Origin of the sequence: Spirillospora sp. NPDC048911 (assembly GCF_043198015.1) — a bacterium.
In the GTDB taxonomy this organism is placed as follows: Bacteria; Actinomycetota; Actinomycetes; order Streptosporangiales; family Streptosporangiaceae; genus Spirillospora.
In genome coordinates this window covers 223,746-236,870 of sequence record NZ_JBICUD010000011.1, presented here as the reverse complement: position 1 = coordinate 236,870, position 13,125 = coordinate 223,746, and the positions used below count along the sequence as shown (strand labels likewise).

Annotated in this window: 11 protein-coding genes; 8 read left to right on the top strand and 3 right to left on the bottom strand. The window is 71.2% G+C overall.

What is annotated here, in order from left to right; translation table 11 throughout:
• Window positions 1-62 precede the first annotated feature (62 nt).
• The gene (locus ACGFNU_RS40280) at window positions 63-1,088 is read right to left on the bottom strand and encodes an NAD-dependent epimerase/dehydratase family protein (RefSeq protein ID WP_392601878.1); all 1,026 of its coding nucleotides are present in this window, start codon (window positions 1,086-1,088) and stop codon (window positions 63-65) included.
• Between the two features lie 158 nt (window positions 1,089-1,246).
• Here ACGFNU_RS40280 and ACGFNU_RS40275 point away from each other — a divergent pair, with 158 nt between their 5' ends.
• From ACGFNU_RS40275 to ACGFNU_RS40240, 8 genes are read left to right on the top strand one after another with little or no spacing between them, the layout of a single operon-like run.
• The gene (locus ACGFNU_RS40275; RefSeq protein ID WP_392601877.1) at window positions 1,247-2,257 is read left to right on the top strand and encodes a Gfo/Idh/MocA family oxidoreductase; all 1,011 of its coding nucleotides are present in this window, start codon (window positions 1,247-1,249) and stop codon (window positions 2,255-2,257) included.
• The gene (locus tag ACGFNU_RS40270; RefSeq protein WP_392601876.1) at window positions 2,254-3,141 is read left to right on the top strand and encodes a TIM barrel protein; all 888 of its coding nucleotides are present in this window, start codon (window positions 2,254-2,256) and stop codon (window positions 3,139-3,141) included. The genes ACGFNU_RS40275 and ACGFNU_RS40270 overlap by 4 nt, the downstream gene beginning before the upstream one ends.
• Before the next feature lie 26 nt (window positions 3,142-3,167).
• Window positions 3,168-4,085 (top strand): 5-dehydro-2-deoxygluconokinase, encoded by a 918-nt coding sequence (iolC, locus tag ACGFNU_RS40265; RefSeq protein ID WP_392602068.1) that lies wholly within the window; start codon window positions 3,168-3,170, stop codon window positions 4,083-4,085.
• The gene (gene iolB / locus ACGFNU_RS40260) at window positions 4,082-4,927 is read left to right on the top strand and encodes a 5-deoxy-glucuronate isomerase (protein ID WP_392601875.1); all 846 of its coding nucleotides are present in this window, start codon (window positions 4,082-4,084) and stop codon (window positions 4,925-4,927) included. Before iolC ends, iolB begins: the two co-directional genes overlap by 4 nt.
• Window positions 4,924-6,813 (top strand): 3D-(3,5/4)-trihydroxycyclohexane-1,2-dione acylhydrolase (decyclizing), encoded by a 1,890-nt coding sequence (locus ACGFNU_RS40255; protein WP_392601874.1) that lies wholly within the window; start codon window positions 4,924-4,926, stop codon window positions 6,811-6,813. Before iolB ends, ACGFNU_RS40255 begins: the two co-directional genes overlap by 4 nt.
• Before the next feature lie 53 nt (window positions 6,814-6,866).
• On the top strand, window positions 6,867-7,856 hold the full coding sequence (locus ACGFNU_RS40250) for a sugar ABC transporter substrate-binding protein (RefSeq protein ID WP_392601873.1): 990 nt from the start codon (window positions 6,867-6,869) through the stop codon (window positions 7,854-7,856).
• Window positions 7,856-8,908 carry an ABC transporter permease gene (locus ACGFNU_RS40245; protein ID WP_392601872.1) on the top strand — a complete coding sequence of 351 codons (1,053 nt, stop codon included), beginning with the start codon at window positions 7,856-7,858 and terminating at the stop codon, window positions 8,906-8,908. The genes ACGFNU_RS40250 and ACGFNU_RS40245 overlap by 1 nt, the downstream gene beginning before the upstream one ends.
• Window positions 8,909-8,933: 25 nt before the next feature.
• Window positions 8,934-9,761 (top strand): ATP-binding cassette domain-containing protein, encoded by an 828-nt coding sequence (locus tag ACGFNU_RS40240; RefSeq protein ID WP_392601871.1) that lies wholly within the window; start codon window positions 8,934-8,936, stop codon window positions 9,759-9,761.
• Here ACGFNU_RS40240 and ACGFNU_RS40235 read toward each other — a convergent pair.
• Window positions 9,758-11,407 carry a serine/threonine-protein kinase gene (locus tag ACGFNU_RS40235; protein WP_392601870.1) on the bottom strand — a complete coding sequence of 550 codons (1,650 nt, stop codon included), beginning with the start codon at window positions 11,405-11,407 and terminating at the stop codon, window positions 9,758-9,760. The two genes, ACGFNU_RS40240 and ACGFNU_RS40235, sit on opposite strands and share 4 nt — an antisense overlap.
• 42 nt (window positions 11,408-11,449) lie before the next feature.
• Window positions 11,450-13,111, bottom strand: coding sequence for a serine/threonine-protein kinase (locus tag ACGFNU_RS40230; RefSeq protein ID WP_392601869.1), 1,662 nt, complete (start codon window positions 13,109-13,111; stop codon window positions 11,450-11,452).
• Between the last annotated feature and the right edge of the window lie 14 nt (window positions 13,112-13,125).

Below are 13,125 nucleotides of genomic sequence, written 5' to 3'. Positions count from 1 at the left end.
CTACTGCTCCTTGGCGATGTTCGAGGGGGGTTCGAGGGGTCCGGGGGGAATGTCGGGGGAGGTCAGTCGCCGTTCGGGGCGAGCCGTCCGGCCTTGCGCGGATCGAGGTGGCCCTCGGCGGCCAGCCAGCGGAGACCGTCCTGGACAGACTCCCGGACGGGCCGCAGGGTGAGGCCGAGGGCGTCGAGGGCGGGCCGGTCGTCGGTCGGCACGAGCCTGACCATGAACTCGGCGGCGTCCCGGGTCAGCGGGTAGTCGAACGTCCTGACGCGTTTGGCCAGGTCGATCAACGAGCCGAGGCCGAGCATGACCGAGTCGGGCACGGTGAGGCGGCGGCACTTCACGCCGGTCAGGTCGTCGCAGAGGTCGGCGTACTCCGGCCAGGTCAGGTAGTGACCGCCGAGCAGCCAGCGTTCGCCGCTCCGCTTGGCGGTCACCGTGCGCGCGACGGCCTCCGCCAGGTCGCGCACGTCGATGACCGAGCAGCCTCCGCGGGGCATCGGCCACGCCTTGCCGAGGGCCCCGGCGAGCCCCTCCATCAGGGCGTCGAGCGTCGGCTGGTGGGGGCCGCAGACGCCGCCGGGATAGAGGATCGTGACGGGCGCGCCCTCGTCCTGCAGACCGCGGACGTAACGTTCGGCCGCCAGCTTGGACTTGCCGTAGTCGGTCCGGGGTGAGGCGAACGGGTCGTCGGCGGTGATGACCGGCCCGGACGGCGGGACGAACACGGCGATGGTCGAGATGTGCACCACGGGGTCGAGCCCGCGGGCCACGGCACCGCCGATGATGTTGCGCGTCCCGTCGACGTTGGTCGTGACGATGTTTGCCTCGGTGCCGGTGACGCCGATCGCGGCGGCGGTGTGGATCGCGGCATCGCAGCCGTCCATGCCCTCGGCGACGGCGGCCTCGTCGAGCATGTCGCCGGGGACGAGCTCGACGTTCTCGGCGGGGACGCCGATGGTGTTGAGGACCTTGGCGGCCTTGCCCGGGTCGCGGACGAGAGCGCGCGGGCGGTGCCCGGCCGCGAGCAGTGCGGCGACGGTGTACGACCCGACGAAGCCGGACGCGCCGGTGAGGAAGACCCGCATGCGATCAAACTAGCGTTTGGTCGGGTGGGGAGCAATCGGGCGGATCTCCCCGATTTCGGTCTTCATCTTTTGCCGTCAATGTGGCCCCTGGCCGTTGACGGCCCTGGAACGCTCCATCACACTCGGGACCCACCCAACCGCTGACCGGGAGGGGAATCATGAGAATCGCACTGGCCGGCGCGGGGCGCATCGGGGCCCGCCACGCCGCCGCGCTGAGCGCACTGCCCGAGATCGAGTCCGTGCTGGTGGCCGACGCCGATCCGCGGCGGGCCCGCGAGCTGGCCGCCAGGGTGCGGGGCGCGCGGGCCGTCGACACCGTCGGGAAGCTGTTCACCGAAGGGGCCGACGGCCTGGTGGTGACCGCCGCGACCGACGCGCACGCCGCGCTCGTCGGCGCGAGCGTGACCGCCGGGATGCCGGTGTTCTGCGAGAAGCCGCTGGCCTCCACTGTGAATGGAACGTTCCAAACCGTCGCCGCCGCACGGGCCGCGGGAGTGCCCGTGCAGGTCGGCTTCCAGCGCCGCTTCGACGCGGGCTACCTCGTGGCGCGCGACGCGGTCGCCTCCGGGCGGCTCGGCTGGCTGCACACCGTCCGGTCGTGCAGCTTCGACCCGGCGCCGCCGCCCGCCGGCTACATCCCGACGTCCGGCGGCCTCTTCCGCGACTGCGTGATCCACGATCTCGACTCGATCCGGTTCGTCACCGGCCGCGAGGTGGTCCGGGTCATGGCGGCAGGCGGCAACAAGGGCGACGAGGTCTTCCGGGAGTCCGGCGACGTCGACACCGGCACCGCCCTGGTCACGCTCGACGACGGCACGCTGTGCACGGCGTCGGCCACCCGCTACAACGCCGCCGGATACGACGTCCGCCTGGAGGTCTTCGGCTCCAAGGACAGCGTCGTCGCCGGGCTGGACGACCAGACCCCCGTCACCCCGCTGCCGGAACGGGACCGGCCGGCCTGGCCCGCCGCCGAGTCCTACAGCGGCTTCCTCGAACGCTTCGCCGCCGCCTACGACGCCGAGCTGCGCGCGTTCACCGATCTGGTCGCCGGGCGGCGCCGCAACCCGTGCCCGCCCGAGGAGGCGCTGGAGGCCTGCTACCTGGCCGAGGCGTGCGAGCTCTCGCGGCACGAGGGCCGGGTCGTCGAGATCGAGGAGGTGCGCCGATGAGGATCGCCGGGGCACCGATCTCGTGGGGCGTGTGCGAGGTGCCGGGCTGGGGCCACCAGCTGGCGCCGGACCGGGTGCTGGCCGAGATGCGCGACCTCGGCATCACCGCGACCGAGCTCGGCCCCGCCGGGTTCCTGCCTGCCGGTCGGGACGAACGCCGCGAGCTGCTCGGCTCCTACGGGCTGGAGCTGGTCGGCGGGTTCGTGCCCGTCGTCCTGCACGATCCCGCCCACGACCCGATGGCCGACGCCGAGCGCGCCCTCGACGAGCTGGGGACCGGCGCGACGCTGGTGCTCGCGGCGGTCACCGGGCTCCCCGGTTACGACCGGCGGCCGGTCCTGGACACCAAGGGCTGGAGCACCCTGCTGACCAATCTCGACGCCATCTGCGACCTGGCCGCCGATCGCGGGCGATGCGCCGTCCTGCATCCGCACGTCGGCACGATGGTCGAACGCCGCGCCGAGGTCGAGCTGGTCCTCGGCGAGTGCGGCATCCCGCTCTGCCTCGACACCGGGCATCTCCTCGTCGGCGGCACCGACCCGTACTGGCTGGCCCGCACCGCCGCCCACCGGATCGCGCACGTGCACCTCAAGGACGTGGACGCGCGGCTCGCCGAGAGCGTCCGCACTGAGAAGGCCGGCTACACCGAGGCGGTCGGCGCCGGAATGTACCGGCCGCTCGGCCGCGGGGACATTGACATCGGCGGGATCGTCCGCAGTCTGGAGAACGCCGGTTACGAAGGCTGGTACGTCATGGAGCAGGACGCCGTGCTCACCGCCGAGCCCCCGCCGGGCGGCGGACCCCGCGACGACGTCCGGGCGAGCCTCGCCTACCTGGCCGAGGGCGACCCGGCCCAGGGGCACCCGGCCGAGGGGGCGTCGTGACGACGGGCCGGTACGACCTGATCACCATGGGCCGGGTCAGCGTGGACGTCTACCCGCACCAGGTGGGCGTCCCGCTGGAGGACGTCGACACGTTCGGCAAGTACCTCGGCGGCAGCCCGACCAACGTGGCGGTGGCCGCCGCCCGGCTCGGCCGCCGCGCCGCGGTGATCACCCGGACCGGCGACGACCCGTTCGGCCGGTTCGTGCACCGGGCGCTCAAGGGGTACGGGGTGGACGACCGCTTCGTCACGGCGGTGCCGGGGCTGCCGACCCCGCTGGCGTTCTGCGAGATCTTCCCGCCGGACGACTTCCCGCTCTACTTCTACCGCTACCCGAAGGCCCCCGACCTGGAGATCCGGCCGGACGAGCTGGACCTGGACGCGATCCGGTCGGCGCGGGTGGTCTGGGGCACGGTGACCGGCCTGTCCCAGGAGCCGAGCCGCGGGGCCACCCTGACCGCGCTCGCCGAGCACACCGGGCGCACCGTGCTCGACCTCGACTACCGGCCGATGCTCTGGCCCGCGCCCGAGAACGCGCGGCGCTGGGCGCAGTCGGCGCTGGAGCACGCGACCGTGGCGGTCGGCAACCTGGAGGAGTGCGAGGTCGCGGTGGGGGAGCGGGAACCGCACGCCGCCGCCCGCGCCCTCATCGACCGCGGCGTCGAGCTCGCCGTCGTGAAGCGCGGCCCGGCGGGCGTCCTCGCCGCGACCGCGGACCAGATGGTGGAGGTCCCGCCCGTACCGGTGAAGGTCGTGAACGGGCTCGGCGCGGGGGACGCGTTCGGCGGCGCGCTGTGCCATGGCCTGCTCGCCGGATGGGACCTCGAACGCGTCATCACCTTCGCGGGGGCCGCCGGCGCGATCGTGGCCTCGCAGCTGGCGTGCTCCGACGCCATGCCGACCGAGGCCGAAGTGGACGAACTCCTATGGGAGGCCGCGAGATGAAGCATCACCTGCCCGCCGGGACGACCGCCGGCGAGCCGTACAGCCTGGTCGTCACGCCCGAGACGGCCGGCTGGGAGCACACCGCGCTGCGGGTGCTCGAACTGCCGGCCGGCGGGGCGCACACGTTCGGCACGGGCGAGTTCGAGATGATCGTGCTGCCGCTCTCCGGGTCCTGCCGCGTCACCTGCGACGGCGAGGTCCTGGAGCTGCGCGGCCGCCGCACCGTCTTCACCCGCGTCACCGACTTCGCCTACGTGCCGCGCGACGCGCACGTCACCATCACCGGGCGCGGGCGGTTCGCCCTGGCGGGGGCACGGTGCCGCGAACGGCTCGTGCCGCGCTACGGCCCGGCGGGACGGGTGCCCGTCGAGCTGCGCGGCGCCGGGCCGGCCAGCCGCCAGGTCAACAACTTCGGCACGCCCGGCGGGTTCCCGTACGCCGAGAAGCTCATCGCGTGCGAGGTCCTGACGCCGGGCGGGTGCTGGTCGTCGTTCCCGCCGCACAAGCACGACGAGGAGACGCCGGCGGAGTCGGTCCTCGAAGAGATCTACTACTTCGAGGTCGAGGGGCCGTCCGGCATGGCCTACCAGCGGGTCTACGGCTCGACCGACGTCCTCGAAGAGGTCCGCACCGGTGACGTCGTGCTGATCCCGCACGGCTGGCACGGCCCGTCGATGGCGGTGCCGGGACACGATCTCTACTACCTGAACGTGATGGCCGGGCCCTCGGACGAGCGCGCCTGGCGGATCCGCGACGACCCGGCCCACACCTGGGTCCGCGAGACGTGGGCCGGGCAGGCCGTCGATCCCAGGCTCCCGCTGACTTCGGTGGAGGAACGATGACCAGGCTCACCGTCGCGCAGGCGGCCGTCCGTTTCCTGGGGCGGCAGTGGTCGGAACGCGACGGCGAACGTCACCATTTGATCTCGGGATGCTTCGGAATCTTCGGACACGGGAATGTGGCGGGGATCGGGCAGGCACTGCTGGAGGAGGGCTTCCCCTATCACATGGCCCGCAACGAGCAGGCAATGGTCCACACGGCCGTCGGGTACGCGCGCCAGCACGACCGGCTGCGCGCGTACGCCTGTACGACGTCGATCGGTCCCGGCGCGACCAACCTGGTCACGGGTGCCGCGCTGGCCACGGTCAACCGCCTGCCGGTGCTGCTGCTTCCGGGCGACGTCTTCGCGACGCGCAGCGCCAATCCCGTCCTCCAGGAGCTGGAGGACGCCCGTTCGTACGACGTGTCGGTCAACGACTGCCTCAAGCCCGTGTCGAAGTACTGGGACCGGATCAACCGGCCGGAGCAGCTCCCGGCCGCGCTGCTGGCGGCGATGCGCGTGCTGACCGACCCGGCCGAGACCGGCGCGGTGACGCTCGCGCTGCCGCAGGACGTCCAGGCCGAGGCGCACGACTGGCCGGACGAACTGTTCGAGGAGCGCGTCTGGCACGTGGGCCGGCCGGTGCCGGAGCCCGCCGCGCTCGCGCGGGCGGCGGCGCTCCTCACGGCGGCGGAACGGCCGCTGATCGTCGCGGGCGGCGGCGTCATCTACTCGGGCGCGACGGACGAGCTGCGCGCGTTCGCCGAGCAGACCGGCGTGCCCGTGGCCGAGACGCAGGCGGGCAAGGGCTCGCTCGCCTGGGACCACCCCTGTGCCGCGGGCGCGATCGGCGCCACCGGATCGACCGCCGCCAACGCGCTCGCCCGCGAGGCCGACGTCGTGCTCGGCATCGGGACCCGCTACAGCGACTTCACGACCGCCTCCCGCAGCCTCTTCGCGCGGCCGGGCGTGCGGTTCGTCAATCTCAACATCGCGGCCTTCGACGCCGCCAAAATACCGGCGGAGCCGGCTCGGGGGGCGTGGGGGGTCGTCCCCCCTCGGGCAATAGAGCACGCAGGGGAGTCGCTCGTCGCCGACGCTCGCGCCGGTCTCGCCGCCTTGCGCGACGCCATCGGTGACTGGACCGTCCCGGACTCCTACCGGGAGGAGACCCGCGTCCTCACCGCACGCTGGAACGCGACCGTCGACCACGCCTACGCCCTCGGTAATTCGCCGCTTCCGGCCCAGTCGGAGATCCTCGGCATCGTCAACGAGGTCAGCGAGCCGCGCGACGTGGTCGTGTGCGCCGCCGGTTCGATGCCGGGCGACCTGCACAAGCTGTGGCGCGCCCGCGACCCCAAGGGCTACCACGTCGAGTACGGCTACTCCTGCATGGGCTACGAGATCGCGGGCGGGCTGGGCGTCAAGCTCGCCGCGCCCGACCGGGACGTGTTCGTGCTCGTCGGGGACGGCTCGTACCTGATGATGGCGCAGGAGCTGGTCACCGCCGTCGCCGAAGGGGTCAAGCTCATCGTCGTCCTCGTGAACAACCACGGCTACGCCTCGATCGGCGGCCTCTCGGAGTCGGTCGGCTCGCAGCGCCTCGGCACCGCCTACCGCGACCACGACGGCGGCGCGCTCCCGGTCGACCTCGCCGCCAACGCCGCCAGCCTCGGCGCCGACGTCGAGCGGGCGGGCACGGTCGCCGAGTTCCGCGCCGCGCTCCAGCGGGCGAAGGAGTCCCCGCGCACGACCGTCGTCCATGTCGAGACCGATCCGCTCGTGTCCGCGCCGGGCAGCGAGGCCTGGTGGGACGTCCCCGTCGCCGAGGTGTCGGCGCTGGAGACGACCCGGCAGGCCCGCGCCCGCTACGACAAGGAGCGGCACGCGCGGCGCTCCCACCTGTGACCTCTCTTCGCTTTTTCCTAGCCCACCCCCTCGGGGAGATCGGAGAACGCCTGATGAAGCGCATACGGAGGTCCGGCCTCGCGGCCCTGGCGACGGCCGGCGTCCTGTCCCTGGCGCTCGGCGCGTGCAGCGAGTCGGGCGGCAAGGAGTCGGAGAAGACGCCGGGCGTGGACGGTGCCGGGCCGCGGCTCAAGGTCGCGATGGTCACGCACTCGGGGCCGGGCGACACGTTCTGGGACATCGTCCAGAAGGGCGCCAAGGCCGCCGCCGCCAAGGACAACGTCGAGTTCCTCTACTCGGCCGACCCGGACGGCGGCAAGCAGGCACAGCTCGTGCAGGCGGCCATCGACAAGAAGGTGGACGGCATCATCGTCACCTTCGCCAAGCCCGACGCGCTCAAGGACGTCGTCGCGCGCGCCACCGCGGCCAAGATCCCGGTCGTGTCGATCAACTCGGGCGCCGACGTGTCCGCGCAGTACGGCGCGATCGCGCACTTCGGGCAGGACGAGACCGTGGCGGGCGAGGCCGCCGGCCGGGAGCTCGCCAAGTCCGGCGCGAAGAAGGCACTGTGCGTCATCCACGAGCAGGGCAACGTCGGCCTTGAGGATCGCTGCGCCGGCGCGAAGAAGACGTTCGGCGGCTCGATGCAGAACCTCTTCGTCCAGGGCACCAACATGCCGCAGGTCAAGTCGTCCATCACCGCCAAGCTGCAGGCCGACAAGTCCATCGACGGCATCCTGACCCTGAACGCCGCGATCGCCGCCACCGCCGTCGACTCGGCCAAGGGCGCGGGCAGCCAGGCCAAGGTCGCCACGTTCGACATGAACAAGGACCTGGTCGCCTCGCTCAAGGCGGGCACCATCGCGTTCGCCGTCGACCAGCAGCCCTACCTGCAGGGATACGGCGCGGTGGACGAGATCTGGCTGCTCAAGAACAACGGCAACGTCATCGGCGGCGGCAAGCCGGTGCTCACCGGACCGGCCATCGTCACCAAGGACACGGCGGCCTCGATCGAGAAGTTCGCCAACCAGGGCACGCGCTGATGGGTCAGGCAGTCGTCCAGCCGCCGGCGGTCAAGGCCGACGAACGGGTCACCCGGCAGTCGCCCCTGCGGCGGCTGCTGGGCCGCCCGGAGCTCGGCGCGCTGATCGGCGCCGTGGCGGTGTTCGTCTTCTTCTCCGTCGTCGCCGACGCGTTCTTGCAGGCCAGCTCGTTCTCGACGGTGCTGTACGCGGGCTCGACGTTCGGCATCATGGCGGTCGGCGTCTCGCTGCTGATGATCGGCGGCGAGTTCGACCTGTCCGCCGGGGTGATGGTGACGACGTCGGCGCTGATCGCCGCGCTGTTCAGCTACCAGCTCACGCTGAACGTGTGGGCGGGCGTGGTGATCTCGCTCATCCTCACGCTCGTGCTGGGATTCCTCAACGGGCTGCTGTACGTCAAGACGGGGCTGCCCAGCTTCATCATCACGCTCGCGACGTTCTTCATGCTGGCCGGCGCCAACCTCGGCGTCACCAAGGCCGTCACCGGCAACGTCGCCAGCGACTCGATCCGCGACATGGACGGGTTCAAGACCGCCCGCAGCGTGTTCGCGTCCGACGTGGAGATCGGCGGCGTCAACGTCAACATCACGGTCTTCTGGTGGCTGCTGCTCGTCGCCGTGGCCACCTGGATCCTGCTGCGCACGCGCACCGGCAACTGGATCTTCGCGTCCGGCGGCGCGGCCGCCAGCGCCCGGGCGGTCGGCGTCCCGGTCGCCCGGACCAAGATCGGCCTCTTCATGGGGGTCGCGTTCTGCGCGTGGTTCTCCGGGATGCACCTGCTGTTCGCGTTCGCCTCGGTGCAGTCCGGCGAGGGCGTCGGCAACGAGTTCTTCTACATCATCTGCGCGGTGATCGGCGGCTGCCTGCTGACCGGCGGCTACGGGTCGGCGATCGGCGCCGCCATCGGCGCGTTCATCTTCGGCATGGTCAACAAGGGCATCGTGTACGCCGAGTGGAACCCGGACTGGTTCAAGTTCTTCCTCGGCGCGATGTTGCTCATCGCCACCGTCGTCAACCTCATCGTGCGCCGCCGAGTGGAGCAGTCGAGATGACCGAGGGCACCGAGGAGACTGCGAGATGACTGAAGAGACACAGCCCTTGGTCAGGCTCGACGACGTCGGCAAGAACTACGGCAACATCATCGCCCTGCGCGAGGTGTCCCTAGAGGTGTCGCCGGGCGAGGTCACCTGCGTGCTCGGCGACAACGGCGCCGGCAAGTCGACCCTCATCAAGATCGTGGCGGGCCTGCACCGCCACGACACCGGCAGGTACCACATCGAGGGCGAGGCGGTCTCCCTCGCCTCGCCCCGCGAGGCCCTCGACCACGGCATCGCCACCGTCTACCAGGACCTCGCCGTCGTCCCGCTCATGCCGGTCTGGCGCAACTTCTTCCTCGGCTCGGAGAAGCGGAAGACGTTCGGGCTCATGGACATCGAGTTCATGCGCCGGACGACCAAGAGCGAGCTCCTCGCCATGGGCATCGACCTGCGCGACGTCGACCAGCCCATCGGCACGCTCTCGGGCGGCGAACGGCAGTGCGTCGCGATCGCCCGCGCCGTCTACTTCGGCGCCAAGGTCCTCGTGCTGGACGAGCCCACCGCGGCTCTCGGCGTCAAGCAGGCGGGCGTCGTCCTCCGCTACATCGTCCAGGCCCGTGAACGCGGGCTCGGCGTCATCTTCATCACCCACAACCCGCACCACGCCTACCCGGTCGGCGACCGCTTCCTGATCCTCAAGCGCGGCCGCAGCATCGGCTATCACAGCAAGGACGACATCACCCTGGACGAGCTCACCGCCCTCATGGCGGGCGGCTCCGAACTCGAAGAACTCGCCCACGAGCTGCAAGGCGTCACCGCGGGCAAGGAGCTGACGAAGGAGGCCAAGAAGCTCGGCCTGACTGATTAGAGCCAGGTGGCTTTGGCGAGCACCTGCTCAAGGCCCGGAACGCCCCACTCGTCCACGATGAGGATCTTCGAGGTGGGGAGGTACCAGAGCCGCTGGGTGAACGCGACGGTGCCCTTGTTCTTGCCGGAATAGTCCATGCAGACCAGGCGCCACTCGCGGTACTCGGCCGTGCTGGATCCGACCTGGGCGAACCGGCGTACCGCCGGCTTCTCGGACCGCAGGCGGCGGACGCCGTTGTACTTGTCCGGATCGGGCGGGCAGAAGTGCGACGGGTCGGTCCCCGGGTGGAAGGGACCGCTGGGGGTGTACGGGTTGATGAAGTTCTCGGACGTCGGGTAGATCCATCGACCGGTGAGCAACGCGAAGCCGGGGCAGCGGGTGGCGTACGCGGTCTTCTGTATATCCCTCTCCATCTCCGGTGTTCCAGGAGTGCCCGTGCACCGGCCCGGCACGTTGACCCGATAGCTGCCGCCGCCGACGTTCAGCACCCCTCCGGTGAGCCGGGTGAACCGCCACGTGAGCGGTGCCGCGATGCGGATCTTCCCGAGCGTCATCGCTTGGGTGGGTGGTGCGGCAGGGGAGGACTTGGCGGCGACCGGGCGCGGCTTCGGCTCGGGTTTGGTGGCCTGATAGACGCCTATGCCCCCGGCAGTGGCACCGACGACGGCGGTGCCCGCGATGGCGACGGTGGTCTTGGTGCCGAGGGCGGTGAGCACGCCGGTCGAGCTCGCGGTGGACGCCCCGGCCCCGGCCGCCGCCGCGGACGCGCCCGGGGCGAGTCCGGCGGCGGCGAGCGGGAACAGCGCGGCAAGCGCGAGGGCCGTCCCGGCGAGGGCACGGACGCCGCGCGACTCCCAGTCCGGCCCGTACGTGCCGCGGGCGACCTCTTCGAGCTCCCCGACGAAGACGGCCGCGCTGGCGGGGCGTTCACCCGGCTCCTTGGCCATGCCCTTGGCGACGAGCGGGCGCAGCGCGGTAGGAAGGTCGTCCAGTGGCACGGGCTCGTTGAGGTGCCCGTTCATGAGCGAGGCCTGGTCGCCGCCCTCGTACGGACGGCGGCCGGTGATGCTCTCGAAGAAGACGCAGGTGGCCGCGTAGACGTCGGTCGCCGGGGATGCCGGGCCGCCCCGCCACTGCTCGGGGGCCATGTAGCGGGGTGTTCCGGCCGACGACGACGCGCCCTCGGGGGTGGCGATCCCGAAGTCGATGAGCTTGCTGCGCCCGTCGGCCGGGACGACCACGTTCGCCGGTTTGTAGTCGCGGTGGACGACTCCCGCCGTGTGCGCTGCGGCCAGCCCCAGCAGCGACCCCTTGAGGACGGTCAGCGCCGCCTCGGGCTCCAGCGTCCCGTACCGCTCCAGGATCGTCTTGAACGGGACGCCCTCGACGGCCTCCATGATGATCGCGACGCCCTGGTCCGTCTCGACCAGCCGGTAGAGGCGGGCGACATGCGGGTTGTCGATCTGCCCGAGCATGCGCGCCTCATGGCGGAACCGTTCCTGGGCGCCCAGATCCGCGTCGGCGGGCAGATACTTGATCGCCACCGGCGTGCCCTTCTCGGTGTGCCGTGCCAGCACGACCCGCCCCTGGGCGCCCCGGCCCAGCTCCCGCACCTCTTCGAAGCCCGAGACGTTCCAGTCCGTCAACGTTCGCTCCTCAATGACCCGGAAGTGATGGTGCCGGGCGGATCAGCTCCAGGTGGCCTTTTCCAGGATCTTGGCCAGACCCGGCGTGTTCCACTCGTCGACGATGAGCACCTTGGACTGGGGCAGGTACCAGATGCGCTGGATGAAGCTCACGTTCCTCTTCTCGTACTTGGGAATCATGACGGAGCAGCCGATCTTCCATTCGCGGTATTCGGCCTTGCGGCCACCGATGGGGGCCAGACCCCGGCGGACGATCCCGTTCTTCTCGACGCCCTGGAGCTCGGTGTTGGGCGGGCAGACGTGGAAGGCTTCGGTCTCCGGCGCGAAGGTGCCCGAGATGCTGAACTTGTCCCAGCCCTTCTCGCCGTCGTTGCGGTAGGGCGTCTGGATCACCGCGAAGCTCGGGCAGAAGTTGTTGTAGTCCTTGACGTCCTCGGGCTTGACCCCCCGGGACTCGTTGTTCTTCTGGACGATCTTGGGTACGCGGCAGGGGCCCGGGAAGTTGACCCGCCAGTTGGACGGCAGAACGGCCTGGGTGCGCACGTCCTTCATCGGCATTTCGACGGACTTCCAGTCGAGCGGAAGCCGCAGGGAGAGCTTGCCGAACGTCAGGTTCTTGCCCGGAGCGAGTGAACTGACCACCGCGGCAGGCCGGCGCGTGTCGTCGGGTTGTGCGTACTCGTAGACGCCGAAGACGCCCGCGGTGGTGCCGACCACAGCGGTGCCCGCGATCGCCACGGTCGCCTTCGTGCCCAGCGCGCCGATCACGCCGGACGATCCTGCGGCGGAGGAGCCCGCACCCGCCGCGCCCGCCGCGGCGGCGCCCGCCGGAGCGATCCCGGCGGCCGCGAGCGGGAACAGCGCGGCGAACGCCAGCGCGGCGCCGCCCAGGATCCGCACGCCGCGCGACTCCCAGTCGGGCCCGTAGGCCTTGCGCGCGGTCTCCTCCAGCTCGGCGACGAACGCGGCGGCGCTCGATGGACGCTGCGCCGCCTCCTTGGCCATGCCGCGTGCCACGAGATGGCGCAGCGGCTGGTCGACTTCTTCGAGGGGAACGGGGGTGTTGAGGTGCCCGTTCATGAGCGCGGCCTGGTTAGCGCCTTCGTACGGGCGGCGCCCGGTGACGCACTCGAAGAACACGCAGGCCGCCGCGTAGACGTCGGTCGCTGGCGACGCCGGGCCACCCTGCCACTGCTCGGGCGCCATGTAGACGGGCGTCCCGGAGGCTGAGGCGCTCCCGGCGAACGTGGCGATGCCGAAGTCGATGAGCTTGCTCAGCCCGTCGGCTCGCACGACGACGTTCGCGGGCTTGTAGTCGCGGTGGACCACGCCCACCGCGTGGGCGGCGGCGAGCCCCAGCAGCGAACCCTTGAGGACGGTGAGGGCGGCCTCGGGTTCGAGCGTTCCATAACGTTCGAGGATCGTCTTGAACGGGACGCCCTCGACGGCCTCCATGATGATGGCGACGCCCTCATCGGTCTCGACGAGCCGGTAGAGCTGGGCGACGTGCGGGTTGCGCACCTGCCCGAGCATCCGTGCCTCGTAGCGGAAGCGCTCCTGCGCCCCGGCGTCCGCGTCGGCCGGCAGATATTTGATGGCCACGGGAGTGCCCTTGACGGCGTGCCTGGCGAGGACCACACGGCCCTGCGCGCCTCGGCCCAGCTCCCGGAGCTCTTCGAATTCAGAGACATTCCAATCAGTCACGCCCATGTGACTCC